General features: G+C 74.0%; 27 protein-coding genes. 15 read left to right on the top strand and 12 right to left on the bottom strand.

Going from position 1 to position 26736, the window contains the following annotated elements; genetic code table 11:
• Positions 1-18: 18 nt before the first annotated feature.
• Entirely contained in the window at positions 19-1170 is a 1152-nt protein-coding gene (locus tag CG736_RS24815; protein WP_100588394.1) for an acyl-CoA dehydrogenase family protein, read from the bottom strand.
• Positions 1171-1268: 98 nt separating this feature from the next.
• On the opposite strand from CG736_RS24815, the gene CG736_RS24810 reads away from it, so the two are divergent.
• From CG736_RS24810 to CG736_RS24790, 5 genes are all read left to right on the top strand, one after another.
• Positions 1269-1985 (top strand): TetR family transcriptional regulator, encoded by a 717-nt coding sequence (locus tag CG736_RS24810; RefSeq protein WP_100588393.1) that lies wholly within the window; start codon positions 1269-1271, stop codon positions 1983-1985.
• 188 nt (positions 1986-2173) lie between these two features.
• A complete protein-coding gene (locus CG736_RS24805) occupies positions 2174-2653 on the top strand; it encodes a Zn-ribbon domain-containing OB-fold protein (protein ID WP_100588392.1) in 480 nt (159 codons plus the stop codon).
• 213 nt (positions 2654-2866) lie between these two features.
• Positions 2867-4291 carry a hypothetical protein gene (locus tag CG736_RS38705; protein ID WP_100588391.1) on the top strand — a complete coding sequence of 475 codons (1425 nt, stop codon included), beginning with the start codon at positions 2867-2869 and terminating at the stop codon, positions 4289-4291.
• Between the two features lie 164 nt (positions 4292-4455).
• Complete coding sequence (locus tag CG736_RS24795; protein ID WP_232734154.1) at positions 4456-4842, top strand: M48 family metallopeptidase; 387 nt, start codon at positions 4456-4458, stop codon at positions 4840-4842.
• A 111-nt stretch (positions 4843-4953) separates the two neighbouring features.
• Positions 4954-5379, top strand: a complete 426-nt coding sequence (locus CG736_RS24790) for an SRPBCC family protein (RefSeq protein ID WP_043907341.1) — start codon at positions 4954-4956, stop codon at positions 5377-5379.
• Here CG736_RS24790 and CG736_RS24785 read toward each other — a convergent pair.
• From CG736_RS24785 to CG736_RS24775, 3 genes are all read right to left on the bottom strand, one after another.
• Positions 5357-7453: a SpoIIE family protein phosphatase gene (locus CG736_RS24785; protein WP_100588390.1), complete on the bottom strand. Its 2097-nt coding sequence runs from the start codon at positions 7451-7453 to the stop codon at positions 5357-5359. The genes CG736_RS24790 and CG736_RS24785 overlap by 23 nt on opposite strands.
• Positions 7454-7733: 280 nt before the next feature.
• Entirely contained in the window at positions 7734-8150 is a 417-nt protein-coding gene (locus CG736_RS24780) for a hypothetical protein (protein WP_100588389.1), read from the bottom strand.
• A complete protein-coding gene (locus CG736_RS24775; protein ID WP_100588388.1) occupies positions 8147-10108 on the bottom strand; it encodes a heavy metal translocating P-type ATPase in 1962 nt (653 codons plus the stop codon). Before CG736_RS24775 ends, CG736_RS24780 begins: the two co-directional genes overlap by 4 nt.
• Positions 10109-10201: 93 nt before the next feature.
• Here CG736_RS24775 and CG736_RS24770 point away from each other — a divergent pair, with 93 nt between their 5' ends.
• Complete coding sequence (locus CG736_RS24770) at positions 10202-10582, top strand: helix-turn-helix transcriptional regulator (RefSeq protein ID WP_100588387.1); 381 nt, start codon at positions 10202-10204, stop codon at positions 10580-10582.
• A 118-nt stretch (positions 10583-10700) separates the two neighbouring features.
• Positions 10701-11060: a 5-carboxymethyl-2-hydroxymuconate Delta-isomerase gene (locus CG736_RS24765; RefSeq protein WP_043907346.1), complete on the top strand. Its 360-nt coding sequence runs from the start codon at positions 10701-10703 to the stop codon at positions 11058-11060.
• A 44-nt stretch (positions 11061-11104) separates the two neighbouring features.
• Here CG736_RS24765 and CG736_RS24760 read toward each other — a convergent pair whose 3' ends face one another.
• A complete protein-coding gene (locus tag CG736_RS24760; protein ID WP_100588386.1) occupies positions 11105-11953 on the bottom strand; it encodes an alpha/beta fold hydrolase in 849 nt (282 codons plus the stop codon).
• Between the two features lie 115 nt (positions 11954-12068).
• On the opposite strand from CG736_RS24760, the gene CG736_RS24755 reads away from it, so the two are divergent.
• A complete protein-coding gene (locus CG736_RS24755) occupies positions 12069-12548 on the top strand; it encodes a MarR family winged helix-turn-helix transcriptional regulator (protein ID WP_100588385.1) in 480 nt (159 codons plus the stop codon).
• A gap of 44 nt (positions 12549-12592) precedes the next feature.
• On the opposite strand, the gene CG736_RS24750 is transcribed toward CG736_RS24755, so the two are convergent.
• Together CG736_RS24750 and CG736_RS36485 are read right to left on the bottom strand one after the other, a co-directional pair.
• On the bottom strand, positions 12593-12886 hold the full coding sequence (locus CG736_RS24750) for a hypothetical protein (RefSeq protein WP_100588384.1): 294 nt from the start codon (positions 12884-12886) through the stop codon (positions 12593-12595).
• A gap of 5 nt (positions 12887-12891) precedes the next feature.
• Positions 12892-13038: a hypothetical protein gene (locus CG736_RS36485; protein ID WP_157815717.1), complete on the bottom strand. Its 147-nt coding sequence runs from the start codon at positions 13036-13038 to the stop codon at positions 12892-12894.
• 405 nt (positions 13039-13443) lie between these two features.
• Here CG736_RS36485 and CG736_RS24745 point away from each other — a divergent pair, with 405 nt between their 5' ends.
• Positions 13444-14415 carry a LuxR C-terminal-related transcriptional regulator gene (locus CG736_RS24745; RefSeq protein WP_100588383.1) on the top strand — a complete coding sequence of 324 codons (972 nt, stop codon included), beginning with the start codon at positions 13444-13446 and terminating at the stop codon, positions 14413-14415.
• A gap of 548 nt (positions 14416-14963) precedes the next feature.
• Here the strand turns inward: CG736_RS24745 and CG736_RS24740 are convergent.
• Positions 14964-15767 (bottom strand): AraC family transcriptional regulator, encoded by an 804-nt coding sequence (locus CG736_RS24740; RefSeq protein WP_100588382.1) that lies wholly within the window; start codon positions 15765-15767, stop codon positions 14964-14966.
• A gap of 49 nt (positions 15768-15816) precedes the next feature.
• On the opposite strand from CG736_RS24740, the gene CG736_RS24735 reads away from it, so the two are divergent.
• Positions 15817-16272: a DUF2000 domain-containing protein gene (locus CG736_RS24735; RefSeq protein ID WP_232734153.1), complete on the top strand. Its 456-nt coding sequence runs from the start codon at positions 15817-15819 to the stop codon at positions 16270-16272.
• Between the two features lie 9 nt (positions 16273-16281).
• On the opposite strand, the gene CG736_RS24730 is transcribed toward CG736_RS24735, so the two are convergent.
• Together CG736_RS24730 and CG736_RS24725 are read right to left on the bottom strand one after the other, a co-directional pair.
• Entirely contained in the window at positions 16282-16707 is a 426-nt protein-coding gene (locus CG736_RS24730) for a hypothetical protein (RefSeq protein ID WP_198520599.1), read from the bottom strand.
• Positions 16708-16794: 87 nt separating this feature from the next.
• Positions 16795-18048 carry a metallophosphoesterase gene (locus CG736_RS24725; protein WP_100588381.1) on the bottom strand — a complete coding sequence of 418 codons (1254 nt, stop codon included), beginning with the start codon at positions 18046-18048 and terminating at the stop codon, positions 16795-16797.
• Positions 18049-18603: 555 nt separating this feature from the next.
• Between CG736_RS24725 and CG736_RS36480 the strand changes: the two genes are divergently transcribed.
• From CG736_RS36480 to CG736_RS24705, 3 genes are all read left to right on the top strand, one after another.
• Positions 18604-19380, top strand: a complete 777-nt coding sequence (locus CG736_RS36480) for a lytic transglycosylase domain-containing protein (protein ID WP_157815716.1) — start codon at positions 18604-18606, stop codon at positions 19378-19380.
• Between the two features lie 243 nt (positions 19381-19623).
• A complete protein-coding gene (locus CG736_RS24710; RefSeq protein WP_100588378.1) occupies positions 19624-20622 on the top strand; it encodes a glycosyltransferase family A protein in 999 nt (332 codons plus the stop codon).
• A 233-nt stretch (positions 20623-20855) separates the two neighbouring features.
• Entirely contained in the window at positions 20856-21683 is an 828-nt protein-coding gene (locus tag CG736_RS24705; protein WP_100588377.1) for a hypothetical protein, read from the top strand.
• Between the two features lie 25 nt (positions 21684-21708).
• On the opposite strand, the gene CG736_RS24700 is transcribed toward CG736_RS24705, so the two are convergent.
• Complete coding sequence (locus CG736_RS24700; RefSeq protein ID WP_100588537.1) at positions 21709-22068, bottom strand: hypothetical protein; 360 nt, start codon at positions 22066-22068, stop codon at positions 21709-21711.
• Positions 22069-22171: 103 nt separating this feature from the next.
• On the opposite strand from CG736_RS24700, the gene CG736_RS24695 reads away from it, so the two are divergent.
• Together CG736_RS24695 and CG736_RS24690 are read left to right on the top strand one after the other, a co-directional pair.
• The gene (locus CG736_RS24695; protein WP_100588376.1) at positions 22172-23170 is read left to right on the top strand and encodes a Gfo/Idh/MocA family protein; all 999 of its coding nucleotides are present in this window, start codon (positions 22172-22174) and stop codon (positions 23168-23170) included.
• Between the two features lie 70 nt (positions 23171-23240).
• Complete coding sequence (locus CG736_RS24690; protein WP_100588375.1) at positions 23241-23684, top strand: hypothetical protein; 444 nt, start codon at positions 23241-23243, stop codon at positions 23682-23684.
• Positions 23685-23694: 10 nt separating this feature from the next.
• Here the strand turns inward: CG736_RS24690 and CG736_RS24685 are convergent, their stop codons facing one another.
• A complete protein-coding gene (locus CG736_RS24685; protein WP_100588536.1) occupies positions 23695-26568 on the bottom strand; it encodes an FAD-binding and (Fe-S)-binding domain-containing protein in 2874 nt (957 codons plus the stop codon).
• Between the last annotated feature and the right edge of the window lie 168 nt (positions 26569-26736).

The following is a 26736-nucleotide window of genomic DNA, read 5'->3' as shown; positions in this document are numbered from 1 at the left end:
TGAGAGTCTGTCAGCCGCTTACGGCAGGTTGCGGGCCATGACGATGCGCTGGACCTGGTTGGTGCCCTCGTAGATCTGGGTGATCTTCGCGTCCCGCATCATCCGCTCCACCGGGTAGTCCCGCGTGTACCCGTACCCGCCCAGCAACTGCACCGCGTCCGTCGTGACCTCCATCGCCACGTCCGACGCGAAGCACTTCGCCGCCGCCCCGAAGAACGTCAGATCACCCTCCGTACGCTGCGACTTCGCCGCCGCCGCGTACGTCAGCTGCCGCGCCGCCTCCAGCTTCATCGCCATGTCCGCCAGCATGAACTGCACACCCTGGAACTCCGCGATCGCCTTCCCGAACTGCCTGCGCTCCTTCACGTACCCCTTCGCGTAGTCCAACGCCCCCTGCGCGATCCCCAGCGCCTGCGCCGCGATCGTCACCCGGGTGTGGTCCAACGTCCGCATCGCCGTCGCGAAACCCGTCCCCTCCGCACCGATCATCCGCTCCGCCGGGATCCGCACCCCGTCGAAGTACACCTCACGCGTCGGCGAACCCTTGATCCCCAACTTCTTCTCCGGCGCACCGAACGACACCCCCTCGTCGCCCTTCTCCACCACGAACGCCGAGATCCCCTTCGACCGCAACGACGGATCCGTCACCGCCATCACCGTGTAGAACTCCGACACCCCCGCGTTCGTGATCCACCGCTTCACACCGTTCAGGACCCAGAAGTCCCCGTCCCGCACCGCCCGCGTCTTCATCCCCGCCGCGTCCGAACCCGCCTCCGGCTCCGACAGGCAGTACGAGAACATCCCCTCGCCCCGGGCCAACGCACCCAGGTACTTCGCCTTCAACTCCTCCGAACCCGACAACTGCACCGGCAGCGAACCCAGCTTGTTCACCGCCGGAATCAACGAGGACGACGCACACACCCGCGCCACCTCCTCGATCACGATCACCGTCGCCAGCGCATCCGCACCCGCACCCCCGTACTCCTCCGGCACGTGCACCGCATGCAGATCCGCCGACCGGAGCGCCTCCAACGCCTCCGCCGGGAACCGCCCCTCCTCGTCCACCTCCGCCGCGAACGGGGCGATCTTCGCCTCCGCCAGCGAACGCACCGACTCACGGAGCATCTCGTGCTCCTCGCCCAGCCGGTAGAGGTCGAAGTCCTGGGTCATGGCAGTCTCCTCGGTGATGGCACTCAGTACCCTCGATTATGCACACTGAGTATCGTCTCGCCCAGCCTTCCGGCCCGGGTCGGTGCTACCGTCCGGGTATGAGCGAGGTGCATGAGCAGGGCGGAGCCACGGCAACCCGGCCGACGATGCGGGACGCCCTGGTGGAGGCGGCGTTCGAGCTGTTCTCGGAGCGGGGCTTCGAACAGACCACGGTCGACGACATCGTCTCGCTCGCGGGGGTCGGCCGGCGCTCGTTCTTCCGGTACTTCCCCTCGAAGGAGGCAGTGGTCTTCCCGGACCACGACGGCTGCCTCGCGGACATGACGACGTTCCTGGAGCAGGCCGACCCGTCGGGCGACCCGGTGGCGCAGGTCTGCGACGCGGCCCGGCTGGTGCTGCGGATGTACGCGGGGAACCCGTCGTTCTCCGTCGGCCGCTACCGACTGACCAAGCAGGTACCGAACTTGCGCACCCACGAGCTCTCCGTGGTGTGGCGCTACGAGCGCACCCTGGCGGGCCATCTGCGCACCCGCTACGCGGCCCGCGCGGACGGCGCGCTGCGCGCGGACGTGATCGCGGCGGCGGTGGTCGCGGCGCACAACTTCGCGCTGCGGTCCTGGCTGCGCTCGGGCGGTGAGGGCGACGTCGGCGCGGCGGTGGACGAGGCGCTGCAGTTGGTCGTCGACACCTGGGGCGACGGCGCGGCCGAGGGCCGGTCGGAGTCGCAGGACGAGGAAGTGGTCGTCATGGTGGCCCGCCGGGGCACGCCGATGTGGCGGGTGGTGCAGGGCGTCGAGGCGGCCCTGGAGCAGTGACCGGCCGCTCCGCCGGCCGTCCGGGCGCGCCTCGTCCGTCACACCGATGATCTGACGTACCGACTGGCACTCGGTACCTTTACACGGGGCACTGAGTGCCATACCGTCCCTCCTGGCAGACCGCCCCGCCCGCACGCCCGCCCGGGTGGCGGTACGGCGGCGCACACCGGCTCAGCAAGGAGACGGCCATGACCCCCACGCTCGCCCCGGCCGCGCCGACGACGGCCCCGACGATCACCGTCGGCCTCGACGGCACCCCCGGCCCCCTCGATCTCGCCGCCGACCCGTTCGGCTCGCACTTCGCCCCGTCCGCGTTCCGGGGCCGGCCCGAACTTCCGGCCGCCGAGACCGAGTTGCACTACCGCCGCTGCCACTGGTGCCACTCGGCCAGCGCGGTGACCTGCCTGCTGTGCCCGGTGTGCGGGTCGGCGGACCTGGAGCCGGCGGTGGCGTCCGGGCAGGGGACGGTGCAGCGACTGCTGCGCCCGACCCGCCGGGGCCCGCTGCTCGGGCGCCCGTACCTGATCGTGCTGGACGAGGGCTTCACCGTGCAGGCGTCGGTGCTCGGCGGGCTGCCGGGCGCGGTGCCGATCGGGGCCCGGGTGCAGCTGGTGACCAGCGAGGAGGGCGGGCGGGTCCTCACCTTCCGCCTGGTGCCCCGTTCCTGACGCACCGACACCCCGCTCTCGTGGCACCGGGTGCCACAAAAGCGGGGTGGTCGGTCCGCTTTCTCCCCCGACGGTCCGCATCGCGCACACACTTCCCACATCCTGGGATTTGTCCCGCATTCCAAGGGTGTGGGCCTGGTGTGATCCCGTGCACGGAGCGCCACCACGCGGGTAGGCTCGGTGACGTTTGCCGTTCCGGGGGAGGTACTACACGTGCTCGATCTGAGCGCCCATCAGCCCGCCGCCGTCTGGCGTCCGCTGTCCGGCCCGCCGCCGGGAAGGGCGTGGCGCGCCGGTCTGGCGGCCAATCCGGCGGCCCCGTCCGAGGTGCTGGTCCGGCTGTTGAACGACACGTCCGAGGGCGAGGGCGCGAGCTGGCCGGCGCGTCGGCCGGAGCTGCCCGACCGGGTGCTGGAGGCGGCGCTGCGGCACCCGCACTGGTGGGTCCGGGCGGCACTGGCGGAGCGGCCCGGGCTGTCGCCGGCAGTACTGGCGGTGCTGGCCGGGGACCGTGAGCGCCGGGTGCGCCGGGCCGCGGCGTCGGCGGCGCACCGGGTGCCACTGCCGGAGCGGGCGCTCACGGCGCTGGCGGACGACCGCGATCCGGACACCCGCCGCCGGGTGCCGGGCGCCGTGGGCCTGCCGGAGGAGCTGCTGGTGGACCTGGCGCAGGACGGCTCGCCGCTGGTGCGGGCGGCGGCGGTAGGCGCGGACAGCTGGGCGCGGCTGCCGGCCCGGGTGCGCACGGCGCTGCGGGCGGACCGCGATCCGGCGGTGCGGGCGGCGGTGCAGCGCGCGCTGCGGGTGGAGCGTCCGCTGCCGGTGACGCTGGCCGGGTACATCGCGGAGAGCGACCCGGTGCGCCGGGAGCGCACGGCGGCGGGGGCCGCCCTGGAGCGGGCGCTCGGCGAATGGCTGGTGCTGGACGACGACCCGCGGATCCGCCGGGCGGCGGCGGGCAATCCGCAGCTGCCGACGGACCTGGCGCTGGCGCTGGCGGTCGACCCGGACGCGGCGGTGCGCCTGGCGGTGTCGATACGGCCGGATCTGACGGAGCAGCAGCGTTCCGCGGTGGATTTCGGGGCGTCGGACGCGGCGCCGGAGCTGCCATGGGTGGCCGAACGGCGGGGCGATCCGGCGGAGTTGCTGCGGCTGGCCCGCTCGGCGCATCCGCTGGTGCGGCGTGCGGTGGCGACGCTGGAGCGCCTGCCGGGCGAGGCGGTGGCGCTGCTGGCGGAGGATCCGGAGCCGGCGGTGCGCCTCGCGCTGGCGGAGCACTGTGCGGACGCGCCGGGCGCGTTGCTGCGGTCGGTGTACGCGGAGCTGCTGGGTCCGTCCTCGCTGCCGGCCCTGGACCGGTTCGCCGCGCCGGGTCTGGCGACGTGGGCGGAGCGGCCGGAGCCGGCGTTGCGGCTGGCGGCGTTGCGGGATCCGGAGTTGGCGCCGGAGGTGCTGGCGCGGCTGGCGGAGGATCCGGACGAGGCGGTGGCGCGGGCGGCCGCCGGTGATCCTCGGCTGCCGTTGGAGGTGCTGCTGGGTCTGCTGGAGCCGGGGGCGTGTCCGAGGGCGGCGGCGGCGAACCCGGCGCTGCCGGCGGAGTTCATGCTGCGGCTGCTGGACCTGGCGGCGGAGCCCTGATCGCGCGCCCCGGGCCGCGGAGCGGAACCCGGAACGATCCTGGAACGGACCCCGGAACGACCTTGGAATAGACGTCGGTAGGTGAATGTTCAACCACCTGCCGGGCCGCGGAGGCCCGGCACCGGGGATCCGACGACGGCCCCGGGAACGGGAAGGAGCAGGGCATGACCACCGACTTCCGGCCCCGGACCACGGGCCTGCCCACCGAGCAGGCGAGCCTCCACGAGGGGACGGTCGCCGAGCGCTGGGCGCGCGCCCAGCTGTTCTTCGACTCCAAGGCGTACGCGGACGCCGCGCGGATCCTCGCCGAGCTGGTCGAGGAGGCCCCGGAGCAGGTCGGCCCGCGGCTGCTGCTGGCCCGGGCGTACTACCACTCCGCCCAGCTGCGCCGCGCCGAGGAGCAGCTGCGCGAGGTGATCGAGCGCGACCCGGTGGAGCACTACGCGCACCTCGTCCTCGGCCGCGTCCTGGAGCGCCAGGGCCGGCACGCCGAGGCGGTGCCGTACCTGCGGCTGGCCGCCGCGTTCGAGGGCGCCTTCCCGCAGGACTGACCACTCCCCTCCGAACCGCCACCGCCCCCGACGAGCACTCGCCCGTCGGGGGCGGTGTGCGGTCGGCGCTGGCAGGCTGGAAGGAGCGTCGAGGATGCGGAGGTGCGCGCGATGCGGACCCTGGAGGAGCAGATCGAGGTGACCGCCCCGGTGGGGACGGCGTGGTCGCAGTTGCACCGGGTGGCGGAGTACCCGGAGTTCGTCGGCGGGGTGGTGCACGCCAGTGCGCGAGGGCGGCGGCACGCGGAGCTGGAGGTGGAGTTCGGCGGCGAGCGGCACCAGGTGGACGCGGAGCTGACCGATCACGGCCGCGGCCGGGTGATGAGCTGGGAGACCGTGGACGGCCCGCCGCTGCGCGGCACGTTCGCGCTGCGCCCGTTGGACGCCGCGCACACGCAGGTGCAGGTGCGCCTGGAGTACGACCCGGAGGAGCTGAAGGAGTCGCTGGGCGGTCCGCGCGGGTTCGCGCAGAGCCGGGCGGTGGAGGAGGCGGTGCGGACCGATCTGCAGCTGTTCAAGGAGTTGTGCGAGGAGTGAGCGGCTCTCCCCCGTCGAGCGCCTCGCCCACCTCGAACGTCTCGCCGGGCGCTCCGCCGTACCGCGGGCCGATCGGCAGTTCGGCCCAGATGACCTTGCCGCTGGCGGGGTAGCGGGTGCCCCAGCGTTCGGCGAGCTGGGCGACCAGGAACAGGCCGCGTCCGCCCTCGTCGGTGTCGGTGGCGTGCCGCAGGTGCGGGGAGGTCGCCGAGCCGTCCCAGACCTCGCAGATCAGCGCGCGGTCGCGCAGCAGCCGGACCCGGATCGGTCCGCTGGCGTACCGGATCGCGTTGGTGATCAGTTCGCTGAGCACGAGTTCCGCGGCGAAGGCCTGCTCGGTCAGGCCCCAGTCCTCCAGTCGGCGGGTGACGGCGGCGCGCACCCGGGCGACGGCGGCCGGGTCGGCGGGGACGTCCCAGTCGGCGACGTGGTCGGCGGGCAGCGCCCGGGTGCGGGCCACCAGCAGGGCGATGTCGTCGGCGGGGCTGGTGGGCAGCAGCGCGTCGAGCAGGTCGTCGCAGGTCTCCCGCGGGCTGCGGCCGGGGTGGGCGAGTGCGGCCCGCAGCAGCTTCATGCCGTGGTCGAGGTCGTGCGACCGGGACTCCACCAGGCCGTCGGTGTACAGCACCAGCCGGCTGCCCTCGGGGAGCTCCAACTCGGCTGTCTCGTAGGGCAGTTGCCCGATGCCCAGCGGCGGCCCGGCGGGCAGGTCGGGGATCTCCACGTGCCCGTCGGGGTGCACCACGGCGGGCGGCAGGTGCCCGGCGCGGGCGAGGCTGCAGCGCCGGGTGACGGGGTCGTAGACGGCGTACAGGCAGGTCGCGCCGGTGATCGGGCGTTCGGCGCCGTCCGGGCGGGGGTTCTCCTGGTCGAGGCGGTTGACCAGGGCGTCCAGGTGGCCGAGCAGTTCCTCGGGGGCCAGGTCGAGCGAGGAGAAGGTGTGCACGGCGGTGCGCAGCCGTCCCATGGTGGCGGCGGCGTGCACGCCGTGGCCGACGACGTCGCCGACCACCAGGGCGACCCGGGCGCCGGACAGCGGGATCACGTCGAACCAGTCGCCGCCGACGCCGGCCTGCGCGGGCAGGTAGCGGGAGGCGACCTCCAGGGCCTGCTGCTCGGGCAGTCCGGCGGGCAGCAGGCTGTGCTGGAGGGCGACGGCCATGGTGTGCTCGCGGGTGTAGCGGCGGGCGTTGTCGACCAGCACGGCGGCCCGGGTGGTCAGTTCCTCGGCGAGCGCGCCGTCCTCCTCGTCGAAGGCGGGCCGGGGGCGGGCGCGCCAGAAGGTGGCGAGGCCGAGCATGGTGTCGCCCACGTTGAGCGGCGCGGCGATCAGGGTGTGCACCTGCTCGTCGCGCATGGCGTCGACGGCGCCGGGCCGGATGTCGTCCCAGACGTCCAGCGCCGCCGACAGGTCGGGCTCGACCACCGGGTGGCCGGTGCTGACGGCCCGGGCGCGCGGGGTGCCGGGGACGACCGGCACGGACGCGCCCGGGGGCAGCAGCGGCGGCTGCGCGGTGATCCCGGTGAGGGCGGCCCGGTGCATCGTCCCGTTCCGGGCGGGGCGGGGTTCGCCGCCGTCGAGGACGCCTTCGCAGAGGTCGACGCAGGCGTAGTCGGCGAAGGCCGGGACGAGCGCGGCGGCGAGTTCCTGGCAGGTGCGGGTGATGTCGAGCGTGGTGCCGATGGAGGCGCCGGCCCGGTAGAGCAGTTCCAGGCGGCGGCGGGCGGTGTCGGGGTCGGCGAGGACGGCGGTGTCGCGCAGCGTGGCGATCCGGCAGGCCGGGCCGCCGGCCCGGTCGGTGTGGCGCAGGTCGAGGCCGAGGGTGCGGCCCGGCACGGCAACCGACACGTCGGTGAGGTCGCGTCCGCCGTCCAGCAGCGCGAGCAGGTCGGCCGGCAGGCCGAGCGCCCGCAGCGGGCGGCCCTCGCAGTCGGCGGGCAGTTTCAGCAGCCGGCGGGCCTCGTCGTTGGCGTACAGCAGCCGCCGGTCGGCGTCGATCAGCAGCAGGCCTTCCCGGACGACGGCCGCCTCGGCGCCCGCCGACGGGCGCCTCCCGTGCGCTTCCCGGCTCATCCGCACCGCCCGACCTGGGGGAACGTCACTGCGGACGGGGGTGCCGGGCGGGGGCCCATGGGCGTCCGGCGCGGGGAGGTGTGGCCCGCCGCGCCTGGTCCGCCGGGTGCTGCCCGAAACCGGGTCATACGCCCATTCCTACACTCCCCGCTCCGGCCGGGCCAATGGCCGCGCCCGGATTTCCCCCGCCGATGTGCTGCTTTCGACACGGCATCACGTCGATCGCGGGGGCGGCCCGAGGGCCGCTCCGGCCGCTCCCGCAGGAGCGGCCGGAGCGGCGCTACCGGTCCTCCAGTTCGGCGCGGACCCGGCGCGAGGGCTGGAAGGCGTACAGGTCGAGCACGGCCGGGGGTTCGGCGAGGCCGGGGCCGCCGGCCTCGATCCAGGCGGTGATGTCGGCGGTCGCCTCCAGGTCGTTGACCAGTCCGAGCCACACCGGCCGGCCGCCCGCCTTCCGACCCTCCGCGGAGGGCTGCACGACGATCACGTTGCCGTGCTCGCACGCGTCGAGGCAGGTGACGGGCCGGACGTTCGCCGTTCCGGCGAGGGCCGTCCGCAGGCCGGTGAGCTGGGCGGCGTGGTCGAGGCGGGGAATCTTCGGGGTGCCGCAGCAGCAGCCGCGGCAGACGGTCACGGTGCAGCGGGCCGCGGTCTGCGGGGCGGGGGCGGCGGCCTTCTCGCGGGCGCGGCGGCTCATCGGCGGCTCTCCGCACGGGCGCGCCGCCATGCGCCGTCGCGCAGCAGCCGCAGGCCGTTGAGGCCCACGATGACGGTCGATCCCTCGTGTCCTAGCACGCCGAGCGGCAGCGGCAGGGTGGCGACCAGGTCCCACACCACCAGGACGGTGATGAACACCGACGCGATCACCAGGTTCTGCACCACCAGCGAGCGGGCCCGGCGGGAGAGCGCCACCACGGCGGGGACGGTGGCGAGCTCGTCGCGGACGATCACCGCGTCGGCGGTCTCCAGGGCCAGGTCGGAGCCGGCCCGGCCCATCGCGATGCCGGTGTGCGCGGCGGCCAGCGCCGGCGCGTCGTTCACGCCGTCGCCGACCACCAGGACCTTCCGTCCGGCCCGCTCCCACTCCTTGACCGCGGCGGCCTTGTCCTGCGGCAGCAGGGCGGCCCGGACCTCGCCGATTCCGGCGTCCTCGGCCAGGCGTCGTGCGGCGCGCGGGTTGTCGCCGGTGAGCAGCACGGGGGCGGCGCCGGTCAGCGCCGTCAGGGCCTGGACGGTGGCGGCGGCGTCCGGGCGCAGCCGGTCGGCGAGGCCGAGCACGCCGACGGGGGTGCCGTCGGTGGCGACCACGACGGCGGTGCGCCCGGCGTCCTCCAGTTCCGAGACCGGGTCGGTGGTGGCGGGGCAGTCGCGGTCGGGGGCGTGGACGGTGACGGTGCGTCCGTCGACGGTGGCGGTGACGCCGACGCCGGGGGTGGAGGTGAAGCCGGTGGCGGTGGCGAGGGGGAGGCGGCGCGCGCGGGCGGCGTCGACGACGGCGCGGGCGAGCGGGTGCTCGCTGGGGTGTTCGGCGGCTGCGGCGAGGGCGAGCAGTTGGTGCTCCGTCAGGCCGGAGTCGGGCAGCGGGCGGATGTCGGTGACGTGGGGGGCGCCTTCGGTGAGGGTGCCGGTCTTGTCGAGGGCGACGGTGTCGATCTGCCCGAGGCGTTCCATCACCACGGCGGATTTCACCAGGACGCCGTGCCGGCCGGAGTTGGCGATCGCGGACAGCAGGGGCGGCATGGTGGCGAGGACCACCGCGCACGGCGAGGCCACGATCATGAAGGTCATCGCCCGCAGCAGCGAGTCGGTGAACGCGGTGCCCAGGGCCAGCGGGACGGCGAACACGGCGAGGGTGGCGGCCACCATGCCGAGCGAGTAGCGCTGTTCGACCTTCTCGATGAACAGCTGGGTGGGGGCCTTGGTCTCGGACGCCTCCTCGACCATGGCGACGATCCGGGCGATGACGGTGTCCGCGGCGTCGCGCTCGACGCGCACGCGCAGTGCGCCGGTGCCGTTCAGGGTGCCGGCGAACACCTCGTCGCCGCGGTGCTTGGCGACGGGCAGCGGTTCGCCGGTGATGGTGGCCTGGTCGACGTCGCTGGCGCCGTCCAGTACCCGGCCGTCGGCGCCGATCCGTTCGCCGGGCCGTACCAGCACGGTGTCGCCGACGGCGAGTTCCTCGACCGGGACGGTCTGCTCGCCGTCGGCGGTCAACCGGGTCGCGGTGGCGGGGGCCAGGTCGAGCAGGCCGCGCACGGAGTCGGCGGTGCGGGCGGTGGCGATCGCCTCAAGCGCGCCGGAGGTGGCGAAGATGACGATCAGCAGCGCGCCGTCCAGCACCTGCCCGACCGCAGCCGCTCCGAGCGCGGCGACGATCATCAGCAGGTCGACGTCGAGGGTCTTCTCCTTCAGTGCCTGCAGGCCTGCCCAGCCGGGTTCCCAGCCGCCGGTGGCGTAGGCGAGGGCGTACAGCGGGCCCCAGGCCCAGGCGGGGGCGCCGGCCAGGTCCAGCGGGAGGGCGATCAGGAACAGCACCAGCGCGGCCAGCGCCCACCGGGCCTCCGGCAGGGCCAGGACACGGGTGCGCCGTTTCGGCGGGGCCGGGAGTGGTCCTGTGGTGGGCGGCGCGGGGCGCCGGTCCAGGACGGAAGACATGGCGGGGCAACCCTTCGCCGATGGGGAGGACGACACTTTCACCATACCGGAACATCTGAACAGGTCTTCAGGTGTCACCGGTATGATGGGCCCATGGGCCACGGAATCGACACCGCCAGCAGCGCCACCACCCGCGAACGCCTGGACGCCGTCGGAACCGCCGATGTCGCGGCCACCCTCCAGGCCCTGGCCACCCCCTCCCGGCTGCACATCCTGGCCCGGCTCCAGGAAGGGCCCTGCTCGGTGGGCGACCTGGCCGAGGCCGTCGGCCTGGAGCCCTCCGCCTGCTCGCACCAGCTGCGGCTGCTGCGCAACCTCGGCCTGGTCACCGGCGAGCGCCACGGCCGCTCGATCGTCTACGCGCTGTACGACAACCACGTCGCCGAGCTCCTCGACCAGGCCCTGTACCACGTGGAGCACCTGCGCCTGGGCGTCCACGACACCCCGGCCGGGTCCGCGCCCGCCGCCGACTGACCGCTCCCCCGCGCCCCTGGCGCGTCCAGCATGTGGGACCCCGGGCGCGGGCCCGGAGGTGGGCGGGGCTTGAATGGCAGGTGTAGAAGCCAAGCATCTGCGCGAAGAAGGTCCTGCCATGCCCCACATCACCGTCGACTACTCGCCGCAGCTGGCCGACTCCTTCGACCGCCCCGGATTCGTCCGCGAGCTGCACCCGATGGTGCGCGAGTGGGTGGCGTCCCGGGGCGTGTGCAAGACGTTCTTCCGACAGGCCGCGGAGACCTGGGTGGACGACGCCGACGGCCAGTTGACGGCCTTCGTGCACATCGCGATCGGCCTGCTGCCGGGCCGGCCCGAGGGGCTGAAGGCCCGGCTGTCCGAGGAGGTGCTGCGCCTGCTCGACAAGCACCTGCGGCCCGTCCTCGGCCGCGAGGTGGTCCGCTCCGCGGAGGTCCGCGACCTCACCCCGTCCTACCGCCTGCGCACCGGCTGGTAGCCGCGGGGTCCGGGGCCCGTCCGGCCGATCTTGTCAGACAGGCCCTAACGCGCCAGGAAGCCCCTCAGCTCCGCGTTCAGCCGCTCCGCCCGGGTGTACGGCAGGGCGTGGTGGGAGACGCCCTCCAGGGTGCGGAGTTCGGCCTGCGGGAGCAGCCGGGCGGCGCGGGCGGCGAGGGTGCGCGGGTCGTGGGAGCGGCTGTCCGCGGCGACCAGCAGCAGGCAGCGGGCGCGCAGGGTGGCGAGCGCCTCGGGGGTGGGGCGGGGGCCGGTGATCGGGCGGGCGGCGGGGAAGGTCGCGGCGAGGCCGTGGAGCCGCGTCCAGTCCGGGTCGAGCAGGATGCCGCCGGTCTCCCAGGCGAGGAAGGCGCGGGCGCGGGCCTCGGTCGGGCGGGCCAGCATGGGCGCCGCGCGCAGGAGGTAGCGGGGCGAGTAGCCGGTGAAGCAGCCGGTGGGGTCGAGCAGGGCGAGGCGGTCGATCCGGTCGGGGCGGCGCAGCGCGTAGCTCAGCGCGATCCAGCCGCCGTAGGAGTGCCCGCACAGGTCGGCCTTGGTCGGGCCGAGCCCGTCCAGGACGGTGTCCAGCCAGCCGTGCAGGTCCTCGACGGTGTGCAGCGGCCGGTCGCCGGTGTTCGCGGAGCGGCCCGCCTCGCCGATCCGGTCAACCGCGAACACCCTTGCCTCGCAGGCGAGTTCGCCGACGTTCGCCCACCAGCTCGCCGCGGTGGAGCCGCCGCCGTGAATCAGCACCAGCGGCGGTCCGTCGGTCGGCCCCGCGGCGTTCACCCGGGTGGTGCCGTACGGCGTGTCGAGGTCGATCGGCTCGACCGGTACCGGCCAGCGGTCGAGCAGGGTGTCGTACGCGGACAGGAAGGCGGAACGGTCGAACGCCATGGCGGCAGCCTCCGGCTGGCAGGGTTTTCTCGCTGAGCGAGTCTCTCGCTCGGCGAGATAATATGCACGCGCGCCTCCGCCCCCGAAGGCACCCCCGTCGAAAGGCCCGCACCGCATGACCGCCGAACTCCCGGACCGCCACGGCCTGCGGACGGTCCATCAACTCCGCGCGCTCACCGTCGACCTGGAGGTGCTCGCCGCCGACTTCGCCCGGCGCAACCGGCTCCACCCCACCGACCTGCGCGCCCTGATCGCACTGCTGGACTCCGCCCGCTCCGGCACCCCCGCGACCCCCGGCCTGCTCGGCCGCGAGCTGCGCCTCAACTCGGCGGGCACCACTGCCGCCCTGGACCGCCTGGAACGCCTCGGCCATGTCCGCCGCACCCGCGACCCGCACGACCGCCGCCGCGTCCTGCTGGAGGTCACCGAGCAGGCCGTCGCCCTCGGCGAGAGTTACTTCGGCCCGCTGATCGCCGACACCGTCGCGCTGGTGGACGGCCTCTCCCCCGCCGAACTCGCCGCCGTCCAGGGCTTCCTGGCGTCCATGCGGGCCCTCGTCGCCCGCCACGGCGAGGCCGGCCCGCCGAGCGAATGACCGGGCCGACCGTCGACGCCGACCACCCGTCCCCTGACGGGAGTTCAGCCGGCCGGCGGCGGCAGGTGGTAGCGGCGGGCCAGCAGCGGTGAGGCCCGGTAGCTGCGGGCGAGCAGGGAGTGGGCGGTGCGCACGGAAGTCGACGGGCCGTCGGCGGGATGCCGGGTGAGGAGATAGAGCAGGACGTCGACCTGATCGGCCTTGCAGACGACGGTGACGTGCTGGAGTGCGTCGCCGGGCAGGGCGTGGGCCCACAGGATCCCGACGACCTCGCCCGACTCCTGCGTCGGGACGGGTCCGGGCTCCTTGCGCCGCAGGCTGGCGTGGACGAGGTCCAAGACGGTCAGCCCCAGCCGAGGCTGCCGTCGGCGACGGTCACGGTGCCGGCCGGGGCGTCGCAGGTGAGGGCGGTGACCGCGGCCGGGGCGGCGGTCAGGGCGGTGAGCGCGAGGGCGGCGACCGCGGCGGCCTTGGCGAGACAAGTGAGCATGTCGGTGGTTCTCCTCAACAGCAACGAACAAAGCGGACGGGCTCCGGTTCGGCGTCCCGCGGTTGACGCCCGTCCCGGTTCGCCGCCCGGCCGGTTTTCCCGGCGGCGATCAATAGCTTCGTCTGCCGCGCGGCCCCCCGGAAGGTGTTCCGGCTGTCGCCAATCGGCCTGTCCGACTTCGGACACCAAGTCATGGGCACGCCAATCGGGCGGACTCCCGAGGTTCGGCGTCCGGGAGAAAAGCAGCCGCCTCGGGTCAGACAGGAATCCGCAGGTCAAACCCACGAAAGCCACCACGGACAGGGCGGGTGCGTGCTTGTGTTCGACTCCATCCAACTGAAATGATCAGTGAAGATTCGTACACTCTCCGCACTCACCAGCGGCACACGATCCCCGGGGGGACTCATGCTGGAAGCACTCGGACTGACGGCCCGAGCCTGCCAGGTCTACCAGGCCATGCTCGACCGTCCGGGCGACGACATCGACGCCCTCGCCGCCCACTGCGTGCTGACGCCCGGCCAGATCCACGACAGCCTGGACGAACTCGGCGCGCTGCTCCTGGTGCGCGCCTCCACCGAACACCCCGGCCGGATGCGCGCCGTCGACCCCTCCATCGGCCTGGCCGACATGGTCGCCCGGCAGGAGGCCGAACTGGCCGCCCGCCAGGCCGCGCTCGCCGCGTCCCGCGCCGCCGTCACCCGCATGGTCGCCGACCGCGCCGAACAGCGCACCGCCCACGGCGAACGGCTGCTCGGCCTGGACGCCATCCACCACTGCCTCGAACAGATGGGCCGCAGCGCCACCCGCGAGGTCCTCAGCAGCCAGCCCGGCGCCCAACGCCCCGAGGACCTCGACGCGTCCCGCCCCGCCGACGCCGAGGCGCTCACCCGCGGCATCAGCATCCGCACCCTCTACCAGGACTCCAGCCGCCACCACCCCCACGTCGCCCACTACGCGCACTGGCTGCTCGGCCAGGGCGGCGAGGTCCGCACCGCCCCGACCGTCCCCCAGCGCATCGTCATCGTCGACCGCGCCCAGGCGCTCGTCCCCATCGACCCCAAGGAGACCCGCAAGGGCGCCCTGCACGTCACCGAGCCCGGCATCATCGGCGCCCTCCTCGACCTCTACGAGCAGTCCTGGAACACCGCCGTCCCCGTCGGCGCCACCACCCCCGACGACCCGACCACCGGCCTCACCCCCACCGAACGCGAACTCCTCCGCCTCCTCGGCACCGGCCTCACCGACGACACCGCCGGCCAACGCCTCGGCATCTCCGCCCGCACCGTCGGCCGCCACATGGCCTCCATCATGGAACGCCTCAACGCCGCCAGCCGCTTCGAAGCGGGCCTCAAAGCTGCCCAACAGGGCTGGCTCTGACCCCACCGAGAGCGCACCGCACACTGGCCCGAAGGTGCCCTCTCAACGGCCGCGCACAGCGCAGCTCCCAAACTCCTACCGCGCTCCGCGCACAATCACCGGTCCGAAGGTGCCCTGCGCTGCGTCCCCGACAGCCGCGCGCAGCGCGACGACTCTCCATCCGCCTGCAGCCCCGCGACGAACCGCCCGGGGTTGCCTTACCCCACTCCCTTTCTCAAAGCCGGGCGCAGCGCACCTCCCGCCTCAGCCGCCCTCGGGCATCCCACTGCCTTCCCTTCTCAAAGCTGCGCGCAGCGCAGTCCCGACCTCTCCCCTCCCCGACCGACCCCCCGGGGTTGCCCTACTTCACTCCCCCAAAGCCGCGCACAGCGCAACCCCTCACCCCCCCGTCGCCCGCGGACGAACCGCCCCGACGTCCCACTCCACTACCCCTCCCCGAAGCCGCGCGCAGCGCAACCCCCAACCCCTACCGTCGCCCCGCACGCAAACCGCCCCGACGTCCCACTCCACCACCCCTCCCCGAAGCCGCGCAGCGCAACCCCCGACCCCTACCGCACCCCGCGCGCAAACCGTCCGGGCGTCGTGCCCAGGATGCGGCGGAAGTGGCGGGTGAGGTGGGGCTGGTCGTGGAAGCCGAGGGTGGTGGCGACGGTGCTCGGGGGGTCGCCGTCGAGGAGGAGATGGCGGGCGCGGTCGATGCGGCGGGCGGTGAGGTACTGGTGCGGGGGCAGGCCGAACGCGGTGGTGAAGGCGCGGACCAGGTGGGCGGGGTGGGCGTGGAGACGCCTCGCGGCTTCGTCGAGGGTGGTCCGCTCGGTCAGCCGGGCGTCCAGCAGATCGCGCAGCTGGTGGGCGAGGCTCCGGTCAACGGGCGTGGCGGGCACCGCCGTTCGGGGTCGCAGCAGCTCTCGTAGCCGCGCACTGATCAGCGCCAGCCGACTCTCCGCCTCCCATTCCTCCCCCGGTGTGCCGAGCGCCGCGTGCAGTTGCCCGACCCGCCGTCGCAGCAGCGGATCCGCGAGGTCCGGCCCGTCCACCGCCGGTCCGATCAACTCCTCGCCGAGTTGCCCGAGTTCGAGGTAGAGGACGCGCTTGCGGAAGCCCGCCTCGGTGGCCGGCGACCCGTTGTGCGGAACGTGCGGCGGCAGCAGGCTGACGGTGTCGTGCGGGGTGCCGCGGCGATGGCGGTCGAGGTCGTAGCGGACGGCGCCGTCGTCGACGATCAGCAGCGTCCAGGCGTCGTGGACGTGCATGGGGTAACGGTGTTCGGTGAGGTGCGCGTGCAGTACCTCGACGATGCCGGGGACGCGCGGCCGCCAGGCGGTGATCTCCTGCCGGGCCGCCGCTGTCATGCAAAGAACGTACAAGACCGGGCCACGCCCGGGGCGGCACGCTCACTCCATGGACACCCACACCCTGCCCAGCGCGCCCAGCACCCCGGCCGTTCCCCGTTTCGACACGAAGATCGCCGTTCTGCTGCGCGAGGACCTCCAGCCCTGGCAGCGCCTGAACGTGACGGCTTTCCTGGTGAGCGGACTGGGCACCGCCGTACCGGAGTTGATCGGCGAGCCGTACGCGGACGCGGACGGGACGGCGTACCTGCCGATGTTCCGTCAGCCGGTGCTGGTGTTCGAGGGCGCCGGCGAGCTGCTGACGTCCGCCCATGCGCGGGCACTGTCCCGCTCGCTGCCGGTGGCGGTGTTCACGGCCGAGCTGTTCGGCACCGGCAACGACCGCGACAACCGGGCGGCGGTCCGCGCGGTGCCGACGGCCGGGCTCGATCTGGTGGGGCTGGCGCTGCACGGGCCGCGCAACGCGGTCGACAAGGTGCTCAAGGGTGCGCGCATGCACCCGTGAGCCGCACTGTCAGTCGGAGAGGCCGCGGTGGCGGGCGATCCCGGGGATCATGCCGACCGAGGACGCCAGGCTCTTCCCCTCCTCGCCGCTGAGCACCCGGTGCGCGGTGTTGAAGGGGAAGGCCGTCAGGCCGAGCACCCGGACGGCGGGGCCGGCGGAGTCCTCCCCGGCGTCGATCCACTCGCCTCCGTAGCTGCGGACCATCACCTCGCCGGTGTAGCAGGCGACCAGCGACCACCACATCGCCATCCGCGCCTCGGCGAGCGGCTCGGGGGCGATCAACTCGGCGCAGACCGCGTCGAGTTCGGCCAGGGAGGCGACCGTCCAGTCCAGCTGCCGGCCGTGGTTGTCGGCGACCAGCGCCACGCACTGCTCCGCGCTGAACGCCAGCCGGTCGACCGGCACTCCCTCTTCCTGCTGCGGCTCCCGTTCCATGCCGGAGATCCTGCCGAACCGGCAACCGTCCCTGCCAACGGTTTTCCGCCACCCGGCCGCCCGGCCACCCCGCCGCCCGACGGCGGCTCAGGCCTGGAGCGAGGCGAGCGTGACCACCGTGATGTCGGACGGCGCGCCGACCCGGACGGGCGGGCCCCAGGCGCCCGCGCCGCGGGTGACGTAGAGCTGGGTGTCGCCGTACCGCTCCAGGCCGGCCACGGTCGGGTTGGCCAGTTCGGCGAGGTAGTTGCCGGGCCAGAGCTGGCCGCCGTGGGTGTGGCCGGAGAGCTGGAGGTCGACGCCGTGGCGGACGCTGTCATGGACGGTCACCGGCTGGTGGGCCATCAGGACGGCCGCCCGGCCGCGGTCGCGGTCGCCCAACGCTCGTTCGTAGTCGGGGCCTTGGCCCTGCGCGGTGCCGGCGATGTCGTTGATCCCGGCGAGGTCGAACCAGGGCAGTTCGACGCGGGCGTTCTCCAGCGGGTGGACGCCGAGTTCGCGGACGAAGTCGACCCACGGCGCGGCGCCGGAGAAGTACTCGTGGTTGCCGGTGACGAAGTACGCGCCGTCCCTGGCCCGCAGGTCCGCCAACGGGCGGGCGGCGGGGCCGAGTTCGGGGACGGTGCCGTCGACCAGGTCGCCGACCACGGCGATCAGGTCGGGCTGGGTGGCGTTGACGGTGTCGACGATCCGCCGGGTGTGCGCCCGGCCGAGTATCGGGCCGAGGTGGATGTCGCTGACCACGGCGATCCGGTAGCCGTGCGCGGCCCGCGGCAGTTTCGCCAGCGGCACCGTCACCTGCTTCACCTGCGGCCCGCGCAGCACCCCGTACGCGCCGTTGCCCACCACCCCGACGGCGACTCCGGCGGCCGCCCCGGCCACCACTCGCGAGACGAACAGCCGCCGCGACGCCGAGTCGGCCACCACGACGCCCTCCACCGGGACGTCCTCCACCGCAGGCTCGTCCGAGGGCTCGGCCGCGAGCTCCTCCGCCGGCCGGTCCTCTCGATCGCGCGAGGGGCGGCGCGAGGGGCGGCGCGGGAGGCGGAGCAGCAGCGGGCGCAGCACCTCGCCGACCAGCAGCGCGAGCAGCAGGTACAGCAGGACGGCCAGCCAGAGGTAGCCGGGCCAGGCGAACCAGCGTTCGACGGCGAGCGGGAAGGCGCGGCCGCCGACCAGGGCCAGCAGCGAGAGGACGGGCAGCAGGACGACGAGCACGGTGCCTGCCCGCCGGTACCGGCTGCGCGGAGTGGAGACGTCGCGGACCAGTCGTCGCCACACGTACCAGTGCGCCGCCCCGAGCAGGCCGAGCGCCGCAATCCCCACCACCGCGATCACCATGCGGCCAGTATCGGGGCGTGGTGATCGCGCGCTGTGACCGGGGTGCCGTTGCGGTCCACCGGGCGTGGCCGGGCGGGTGCGGGGTGTGCCCGGACGCGTTCGGTTCCTGTGAGCCCGCCCACATCGCGGGGGGCTTCTACGGCCCTCGATAGTGGGTGGGTCGAGGCGCCGGTCGGGTGGCGCTCGCGGCTCGCCGCCCGACCACCGAAGGCTACCGCAACTTCGCAGGTCAGCGGCAATCCGGTGGCCGTCGGACGACCGTCCCGCCGGGCCCGTCGCAGGCCGACCCGGGGCGGTCCGCGGCCCGCCTGCCGCCGTCCCGGCTACTACAGGCCATAGTTTTCGGGCTTTTTGGGCCACTCTCCGTGATCTGCCAAGAATGTTCCCCGTCCGCCGGGCGGTCCGGCCGGTTCCGCCGGCCACTGCCCTGCTGCCACGTTCGACCGACTGCCGCGCTGCGCCGTGCCCCCACGACTGCGCGGCGGGTGCCGTGCGTGCCGGTCGGCGGGCCGCCGTGTCCCCCCGGCCGTCCGGCCCGTACCAGAAGAGACCGCCATGCCGAAGCACCGCACGCCCAGCCTTTCGGGGAAGTTCCGCCGTCACCGCCGCGCGGTGGTGACGGGTGTGGCGACGCTCGCGGTCGCGGGCGCCTCGGCGCTGGCCGTCGCCCTGCCGCAGCACTCGACCCCGGCCGAGGCCGCCGCCAGGCCCGCGTCGGCGAGCGACCAGCAGCTCGCGACGGACGCCCTGGCCTCGCAGGCCGCCGCCGAGGCGAGCGCCAGTGCGAGTGCCAGTGCGAGTGCCAGTGCCAGCGCGCAGGCCGAGGCGGAGGCGAAGGCCCGGGCCGAGGCCGAGGCGAGCGCCAGCGCCAGTGCGAGCGCACAGGCCGAGGCGAGCGCCAGTGCCAGTGCCAGCGCGCAGGCCAAGGCGTCGGCGGAGGCGAAGGCCCGGGCCGAGGCGGCGTCCCGGGATCAGCAGCGCCAGGCGCTGCCGACCGCCAGGCCCGCCGCTTCCGCGTCCGCGTCGCCGCTCGCGAAGACGTACAGCGGGACGCCGCAGCAGATCGCGGCGCAGATCGTGCCGGCCGGGCAGCTGCAGTGCTTCGACAACATCGTGGAGCGCGAGAGCGGCTGGAACGTGCACGCGACCAACGCGTCCTCGGGTGCGTACGGGCTGATGCAGGCGCTGCCGGGTTCGAAGATGGCGTCGGTGGGCGCGGACTGGCGGGACAACCCGGCGACCCAGATCAAGTGGGGGCTGCAGTACATGAACCAGACGTACGGCAGCCCGTGTGCGGCGTGGTCGTTCTGGCAGTCGCACAACTGGTACTGAGGGCTGCGGTCCGACCCTCCGGGGAGGTTCGGCACAGTGTGTGCGCAGCTCCACCACCATGCGTACATCTGACGATACGTCAGCAAGTCACGGCGTTCCGCCCTCTATCCGGACATTTCATCGCACGGTCGTGTTCATTTGGTGAAGATTCAGCGAACTTCCCGCCTCTACTGTCCGGAATGGCCACTTTCGAGCGGCTTCCGACCTTTGCCTGAGGCTGTCCCCGCCCCTAGCCTCCCGCCCATGGCCCCACCACTGATCACCGTCGTGCTCCCCGCCTACGACGAGCAGGAACAACTGAAGGAGTGTCTCGACTCCCTGCTCGGACAGTCGTTCCGCGAGTTCGAGATCATCGTGGTCCGGACGCCCTCCCCGCACTGCCCGGAGGAGCGGCTGGTGGAGGCGTACGAGCTGCGCGACGCCCGAGTACGGGTGCTGCGGCTGGACACGGAGCCCGGCATCGGGCAGACCCGGATGGCCGGCGCGACGCACGCGCGCGGCGACTACCTACTGTTCCTGGACTCCGATCACCTGCTGCCGGCGGACGCGTTCGAGGCGATGGCGGCCCGGCTCGCCGAGACCGGCGAGGTCGACCTGCTGCTGTTCGGCCACAACCGCGAGTACCGGGGCAAGGTGTGGCCGGGCAACGCGGCCGAGCTGCTGGCCGCCGCCGGGCCGGAGGTGTTCACCCTGAACGAGCACCCGGAACTGTTCGGCGCGCCGCCGCTGATCTGGGACCGGCTGGTGCGCAACGGCGCCGTCCCGACCTTCCCGGACGGGTTCTACGAGGAGGTCCCGGCCGTGCACCGCTCGCTGCTGTCCGCCTCCCGGATCGCGGTGCTGGACCGCGAGTGCGTCACCATCCGCCGACGCCACACCCTGCACCCGGAGGGCAGCGAGGGCGCGAGCCACTTCGACCTGTTCGACCGCTACGAGAGCACCTTCGAGCTGTTGGACGCGCAGCCCGCCGAGGCCCCGCCGGTCAGCCCCGAGGTGCGGACGCACCTGTTCACCCGGATGGTCCGCCACTACCTGTTCGTCTACGACCTGCCCGGAACGCTGACCCGCGCCGAGCGCCCGCAGTTCTTCCAGCGTGCCGCCGAGCACTACAAGCGCTTCCTCCCGGAGGGCTACCGGCGCCCCGACGGCCGCGAGGGCATCAAGTTCTCCCTGCTGGCGTCGAATTCGTACACCACCTTCGAGGTCGCCAAGTTCTCCCGCCTGTCGGGCGTGCGCCGCTGACACCCCGCCGGCCGACGCTTCCCCGCGCTCCGTGGCGGGTACACGCTCCGGTAGCGGCCGGCGGCATCGGGCCGTCCGCGCCACGGGTGGGTGCCATCTCGCGTTCCGCCCGGGGGTCCTGACGAACTGTCGGGTCCGTCCGGACGGTAGAGTCCCTCCCCGCGACCGGCTCTGCCGCGCCACCTCCGTGCACCGTCTGCCGTGCACCACCGGACCGGAAGGCGAACTCCTCGATGACTCCCCCTGTCTCCCCGACGGCCGACCCCGCTCCGAGCCCCGCCCCGGACCCGTTCGCCGGCGACGGCGGCCCCACGCCGGGGCAGGTCGCCCCGCTCCCGCCCCAGCAGCAGATGGCCGGCTGGGCGGTCCTGCTGCTCGGCCTGATGCTGCTGGCCGAGGCGTTCGTCTGCGTGGCCGCGCTGATCAGCGTCTGGACTCCGCTCACCACGCTGACCGCCGAACGCGCCCCGACCGGCGCCCCGGAGCTGTGGACGGTCTTCGGCCTCGGCCCGTGGCACCTGACCTCCAACACCGCGATGCTGATCGCCGTCCTGGCGGCCAGCGGACTCGGCAGCTTCGTGCACGCCGCGACGTCCTTCGCCACCTACGCGGGCAACCGCCAGCTGCTGCCCAGCTGGCTGCCCTGGTACCTGCTGCGCACGGCGATCGGCGGAGCGCTCGCGCTGCTGGTCTACTTCCTGCTGCGCGGCGGCCTGTTCGCCAACGGCACCGACGGCACCGCCACCAACCCGTACGGCTTCGCCGGGATCGCCGGCCTCTGCGGCCTCTTCTCCAAGCAGGCCACCGACAAGCTCCGCGAGATCTTCGACACCGTCCTCACCACCCGCGACGGGGCGGGCGACGACGAACGCGACGACAAGATCCAGCCCACCGCCCCGACGTCGCCCACCGGGGCCCCCGCGCCCGCCAACCCCGCCACGCCCGAGCCGCCCACTGCGGCCGAGCCGCCCGCCGCCGGTTCCGACAGCGCTCCTGCCGAGCCGCAGTCGGCCGCGGCCACCATTCCCCGGCAGACCGCCAAGGCGATCGAATCCGCCTGATTTCACGGCGAGTTGCCGAGACCGGTCAGTGCGCGGCGCCGCCCTGGCCGGTCTCCGCGGTCTCCCGACGTCGCGCGTCCCGCAGGGGCGGGCGGTCGATCAGCTCGACGTACATGATGCGGTCGTCCACCACGTCCAGGACGACCGTGCCACTCGTCGCGGGCAGCGGAAGGCAGCGGTGGCCCGGGCCGTACGGCCGGCCCGGCGAGTGCGGGGCGGTGCGGAGGCTCTGGCAGAAGTCGTCGCCGCAGTCGCACTGCGCGACCAGGCGCAACTCGCTTGCACCGGAGGCGAGTTCCGGCTCGCCCTCGGCCTCCAGCAGGGCCGTCAGCTCGTCCACGAGCTCCGGGAAGACGTCCCGGAGCAGGGGGTGTTCGGATTCCATGCCGCCACGGTAGCCGTCGCCGGTCCGCCGCCCCCACCGAATTCCGGTGCGCGGGTGGATAGGCTGGACGGGCCCGTACGTCGCGCCGTTGCGAAGGACTCCCGTGCCGCCGATCACCGACCGCCCGATCCGCTGGGGCATTCTCGCCACCGGCGGCATCGCCCGCTCCTTCGTCGAGGACCTGGCCGCCGTGCCCGGCGCGCAGGCCTTCGCGGTGGCGTCCCGTCGGGAGGAGTCCGCCCGGGCGTTCGCCGAGCGCCACAACATCGGCAGGGCGTACGGGAGTTGGCAGGAGCTCGCGGACGACCCCGAGGTCGACGTGGTGTACGTGGCCACCCCGCACGCGGCGCACTTCGCCGCGGCGAAACTGCTGCTGGAGGCGGGGAAGGCGGTGCTGTGCGAGAAGCCGTTCACGCTGAACGCCGGGCAGAGCGCCGAGCTGGTGGCGCTGGCCCGCAAGCGCGAGGTCTTCCTGATGGAAGCGATGTGGACCTACCTCGACCCGTCCGTCCGCCGGATCACCGAGCTGATCGCCGACGGCGCGATCGGCGAAGTGCGTTCCGTCCAGGCCGAGTTCGGCTTTGTCACCCCCACCGACCCGCAGCACCGCCTGTGGGACCCGGCAGCCGGCGGCGGCGCCCTGCTGGACCTCGGCGTCTACCCGGTCGCCTTCGCCCACCTGCTGCTCGGCGAGCCGGAGAGCATTCAGGCCCGCGCCCGCCTCACCGACCGCGGCGTGGACGCGCACACCGCCCTCCTGCTCGGCCACCGCAACGGCGCGACCTCCCAGCTCTCCTGCTCGCTCGACACCCAGTGCGCCCAACGCGCCTCCATTCAAGGCGACTTGGGCCACATCGAGATCGAGCGCGACTTCTTCCACCCGACCGGATTCACCCTCCACCGCGACGGCAGCGCTCCCGAGACCTTCCACGCCCCGCCCGCCGACGGCCACGGCTACGGCCTGGAAGCCGCCGAAGTGATGCGCTGCCTGCGCACCGGCGCCACCGAATCCCCCCTCGTCCCGCTCGACGGCACCCTCGCCGTCATGCGCACCCTGGACGCGGCACGGGAACGAATCGGCGTGCGCTACCCGGGCGAGTGAGCCCGCTGGCCGAGGCCTCGCGGGTCCGTTGCGGCGCCGTCCGGTCGGCCGCGCGCCGTAGTCACGCGCCGTGACCGACCAGCACGCGAGGATCGACGCCCACCGGAACCGCTGCACGAACGCGGCCCTGGCGCTGCGGTCCTGCCTCGACCACTTCATCGAGCGCGTCGCGCTGGACGAGTCCCACGAGGACGGCAAGGCCACCACGCTGGACGTGTGGCTGCGCGAAGGGCCGTCGACGCCCGATGTGGTGATCTCGCTGGCAGGTCTTCGCTCGGTCCGCCCCTGGCAACCCGCTCCGGCGCCTTCCTGCATCAACGGAATCTCCCTCACCCACCTGCCGGAGCTGCCGCTGCCCTGGCCGGCCGAGGCGGTGGGCCGGCTCGACCGCACCGAGGACCTGCCGGCGCTGGTCCGGCTGCGGATCGTCGGACCGCTCGAAATCGACGCTGTCGCCTCGATCGTGACGGTCTACCGGGCCCCGAGCGACGATGCGGCCTCCGCGCTCCGCTGACCGCCTCGACCTACCCGGGCGCGCGGTCGGGCCCCTCGGCCTGCTCGAACGCGCGGAGCAGGACTTCGGCGAGGTGCAACGGCCGCGCGGACGGCTCCAGTTGGGTGAGCTGGGTGCGGCAGCTGAGGCCGTCCGCGAGCAGCAGGGTGTCCGGGGCGGCGGCGCGGACGGCGGGGAGCAGGGCGCGTTCGGCGGCGGCGATCGACACCTCGTAGTGGCCCCGCTCGAAGCCGAAGGCACCGGCCAGTCCGCAGCAGCCGGCGTCGAGTTGGCGGTTGGCCAGGCCGAGGCGGGCGGTGAGGCGTTGGTCGGCGGCGGTGCCGAGGACGGCGTGCTGGTGGCAGTGCACCTGGGTCATCGCCGCTCCGGCGAGCCGCGGCAGGGGGACTTCGCGTTCGTCCAGGAACTCGGCCAACGTACGTACCCGGGTGGGGAGTTCCAGCGGGCCTTCGAGGAGCTTCGGCCAGTCGCCGCGGAGCGTGGCGGTGCAGGACGGCTCCAGGCCGACCACCGGCAGCTCGGGCGGCAGGTGGCGCAGGGTGCGCCGGATCACCCGCCGGGCCAGGCCGAGTTGGCCGCTCGCGATCACGGTGAGTCCGCAGCACACGGGCCCGGTCGGGAGCTGCACCCGGAAGCCGAGCCGTTCCAGGACCTGGACGGCCGCCACCGCCGGTGCGGGGTCGAGGAGTTCGGACATCGAGTCGGGCCACAGCAGCACCGCAGGGGCGGCCGGGTCGGCGGGGTGGGCGGCACGGTGTTCGCGGAACCAGGAGGAGAAGCGGCGCTCCGGGAGGGCGGGGAGGGCGCGCCGGGCGTCGATGCCGCCGAGGCGTTTGAGCAGGGTCCCGCTGATCCGGCCGCGCAGCGCGGCGTTCGCGGCGCGGGGCGCGAGATGGGCCAGCCGGAGCCACAGCGGCAGCAGGCCGAACGAGTAGTGGGCGGCCGGTCGGGGCCTGAACCGGTAGTGGTGGTACAGGAATTCGGACCGGTAGGTGGCCATGTCGACCTGGACCGGGCAGTCGCTCGCGCAGCCCTTGCAGCCCAGGCAGAGGTCGAGTGCCTCGCGGACTTCCGGCGAGCGCCAGCCGTCGGTGACGAGTTCGCCGCGCAGCATCTCGCCCAGCAGCCGGGCCCGGCCGCGGGTGGAGTGCCGTTCCTCCTCGGTCACCATGTAGCTCGGGCACATCACCCCGCCGGTGGTGTCCACGCACTTGCCGACGCCCACGCAGCGGTGCACCGCGTTCAGCAGGCTGCCGGCGTCCTGCGGATAGGCCAGGGTGAGCGGCAACTCCCGTCCGGGGAAGCGCAGATCGGCGTCCAGCGGGCGCGGGTCGACCAGCAGGCCGGGGTTGAGCAGGCCGTCCGGGTCCCAGATCCGCTTGTACCGGGCGAACAGGTCGATCACCTCCGGCGGGTACATCCGGGGCAGCAGTTCGGCCCGGGCCTGCCCGTCGCCGTGCTCGCCGGAGAGCGAACCGCCGTGCGCCACCACCAGATCCGCCGCCTCGACGAGGAACTCCCGCATCGCCTGCGGCCGTTCGCGCACCGGGAAGTCGAGGCGCAGGTGCACGCACCCCTCGCCGAAGTGCCCGTACGGCACCCCGCGCAGGCCGTGCCGCTTCAGCAGGGTCCGCAACTGCCTCAGGTACGAGCTGAGTTGATCGACCGGGACGGCCGAGTCCTCCCAGCCGGGCCAGGCCGCGCCGCCGGGTGTGCCGTCCGGGCCCGGGGGCAGTCGGGTGACGATGCCGGCGCCGGCCTCCCGGATCGACCACAGCGCGCGCTGCTCGGCCGGGTCGGCGACCAGGGCGACCGTCGCGGTGCGCTCCCGCCGTACCGCGTCGGCGAGTTGGCGGGCCCGGTCGACGGCCTCGGCGGCGGTGGCGCCGCCGGTCTCCAGGAACAGCCAGCACGCGCCGTCGGGCAGCCGGTCGAGCACGGGTGGGCGGGGCCCGGCCGCGAGCAGTGCGGCGATCAGGTCGGCGGCCATCCCCTCGCAGGTCAGCGGGCCGAGCGGGAGCAGCGCGGGCACCGCGTCGGCGGCGGCCGTCTCGTCCGGGTAGCCCGCCACCACCAGTGCGCGGAACGGCGGTTCGGGCACCAGTCGGACGGTGGCACCGAGCAGCAGGGCGCACGTCCCCTCGGTGCCGGTGACCGCCCGCACCAGGTCGTAACCTCGTTCCGGGAGCAGCGCGTCCAGCGGGTAGCCCGAGCCGCGCCGCGGCAGGGTCGGCATGGCGCGGCGCAGCAGTGCCAGGTGGTCGGCGGCGAGGGACTGCAACTCCCGGTGCAGGCGGCCGAGTCGGCCGGGGGCGGCGGCGAGGGCGGCCCGTTCGGCGGGCGACAGCGGGCCGGTGGCGGTCAGTTCGGCGCCGTCGGCGAGCAGCAGGTCCAGGCTGTGCAGGTTGTCGGAGGTGCGGCCCCAGGCGAGGGAGTGCGAGCCGCAGGCGTCGTTGCCGATCATTCCGCCGAGGGTGCACCGGCTGTGGGTGGACGGGTCCGGTCCGAACCGCAGCCCGAACGGCCGGGCGGCGCGCTGGAGTTCGTCGAGGACGGTGCCGGGTTCGACCCGCGCGGTGCGGGCGTCCGGGTCGACCGCCAGGACCTTGCCGAGGTGCCGCCGGAAGTCCAGCACCACCGCGCCGGGCCCGATCGCCTGTCCGCCGATGCTGGTCCCCGACCCGCGCGCCACCACCGGAGCCCCGTGCTCCCGGCAGACGGCCAGCGCCGCCCGTACGTCGTCGGTGTCGGCCGGTTTCACCACCCCGCGCGGCACCTGCCGGTAGTTGGACGCGTCCTGCCCGTACACGGCGCGCTCGGCCGGGTCGAAGCGGACCTCGCCGCGGACGGCGGCGGCGAGGGCGCGGGCGAGATCTGAGGCCATGGCCCCGATCATTCCAGCCGGGGTGTCCGGCGTCCGGCGCGAGCGGCGAACGGCGGATCGGGGCGACATGCCGTCCGAGCGGCGAACGGCGGATCGGGGCGACATGCCGTCCGAGCAGCGAACGGCGGGTCGGGGCGACGTACTGTCCGAGCGCGACCGGCGGGTCGG

Origin of the sequence: Kitasatospora sp. CB02891 (assembly GCF_002803145.1) — a bacterium.
In the GTDB taxonomy this organism is placed as follows: Bacteria; Actinomycetota; Actinomycetes; order Streptomycetales; family Streptomycetaceae; genus Kitasatospora; species Kitasatospora griseola.
Note: the sequence above shows the minus strand (reverse complement) of the source record. Positions and strands in the feature narration are given on the sequence as shown.

What these genes read in the sequence shown, in the direction of transcription:
- CG736_RS24815 (WP_100588394.1), bottom strand. Translation starts at nt 1,170, where the DNA reads ATGACCCAGGACTTCGACCTCTACCGGCTGGGCGAGGAGCACGAGATG.
- CG736_RS24810 (WP_100588393.1), top strand. Translation starts at nt 1,269, where the DNA reads ATGAGCGAGGTGCATGAGCAGGGCGGAGCCACGGCAACCCGGCCGACG.
- CG736_RS24805 (WP_100588392.1), top strand. Translation starts at nt 2,174, where the DNA reads ATGACCCCCACGCTCGCCCCGGCCGCGCCGACGACGGCCCCGACGATC.
- CG736_RS24795 (WP_232734154.1), top strand. Translation starts at nt 4,456, where the DNA reads ATGACCACCGACTTCCGGCCCCGGACCACGGGCCTGCCCACCGAGCAG.
- CG736_RS24790 (WP_043907341.1), top strand. Translation starts at nt 4,954, where the DNA reads ATGCGGACCCTGGAGGAGCAGATCGAGGTGACCGCCCCGGTGGGGACG.
- CG736_RS24785 (WP_100588390.1), bottom strand. Translation starts at nt 7,453, where the DNA reads ATGAGCCGGGAAGCGCACGGGAGGCGCCCGTCGGCGGGCGCCGAGGCG.
- CG736_RS24780 (WP_100588389.1), bottom strand. Translation starts at nt 8,150, where the DNA reads ATGAGCCGCCGCGCCCGCGAGAAGGCCGCCGCCCCCGCCCCGCAGACC.
- CG736_RS24775 (WP_100588388.1), bottom strand. Translation starts at nt 10,108, where the DNA reads ATGTCTTCCGTCCTGGACCGGCGCCCCGCGCCGCCCACCACAGGACCA.
- CG736_RS24770 (WP_100588387.1), top strand. Translation starts at nt 10,202, where the DNA reads ATGGGCCACGGAATCGACACCGCCAGCAGCGCCACCACCCGCGAACGC.
- CG736_RS24765 (WP_043907346.1), top strand. Translation starts at nt 10,701, where the DNA reads ATGCCCCACATCACCGTCGACTACTCGCCGCAGCTGGCCGACTCCTTC.
- CG736_RS24760 (WP_100588386.1), bottom strand. Translation starts at nt 11,953, where the DNA reads ATGGCGTTCGACCGTTCCGCCTTCCTGTCCGCGTACGACACCCTGCTC.
- CG736_RS24755 (WP_100588385.1), top strand. Translation starts at nt 12,069, where the DNA reads ATGACCGCCGAACTCCCGGACCGCCACGGCCTGCGGACGGTCCATCAA.
- CG736_RS36485 (WP_157815717.1), bottom strand. Translation starts at nt 13,038, where the DNA reads ATGCTCACTTGTCTCGCCAAGGCCGCCGCGGTCGCCGCCCTCGCGCTC.
- CG736_RS24745 (WP_100588383.1), top strand. Translation starts at nt 13,444, where the DNA reads ATGCTGGAAGCACTCGGACTGACGGCCCGAGCCTGCCAGGTCTACCAG.
- CG736_RS24740 (WP_100588382.1), bottom strand. Translation starts at nt 15,767, where the DNA reads ATGACAGCGGCGGCCCGGCAGGAGATCACCGCCTGGCGGCCGCGCGTC.
- CG736_RS24735 (WP_232734153.1), top strand. Translation starts at nt 15,817, where the DNA reads ATGGACACCCACACCCTGCCCAGCGCGCCCAGCACCCCGGCCGTTCCC.
- CG736_RS24730 (WP_198520599.1), bottom strand. Translation starts at nt 16,707, where the DNA reads ATGGAACGGGAGCCGCAGCAGGAAGAGGGAGTGCCGGTCGACCGGCTG.
- CG736_RS24725 (WP_100588381.1), bottom strand. Translation starts at nt 18,048, where the DNA reads ATGGTGATCGCGGTGGTGGGGATTGCGGCGCTCGGCCTGCTCGGGGCG.
- CG736_RS36480 (WP_157815716.1), top strand. Translation starts at nt 18,604, where the DNA reads ATGCCGAAGCACCGCACGCCCAGCCTTTCGGGGAAGTTCCGCCGTCAC.
- CG736_RS24710 (WP_100588378.1), top strand. Translation starts at nt 19,624, where the DNA reads ATGGCCCCACCACTGATCACCGTCGTGCTCCCCGCCTACGACGAGCAG.
- CG736_RS24705 (WP_100588377.1), top strand. Translation starts at nt 20,856, where the DNA reads ATGACTCCCCCTGTCTCCCCGACGGCCGACCCCGCTCCGAGCCCCGCC.
- CG736_RS24700 (WP_100588537.1), bottom strand. Translation starts at nt 22,068, where the DNA reads ATGGAATCCGAACACCCCCTGCTCCGGGACGTCTTCCCGGAGCTCGTG.
- CG736_RS24685 (WP_100588536.1), bottom strand. Translation starts at nt 26,568, where the DNA reads ATGGCCTCAGATCTCGCCCGCGCCCTCGCCGCCGCCGTCCGCGGCGAG.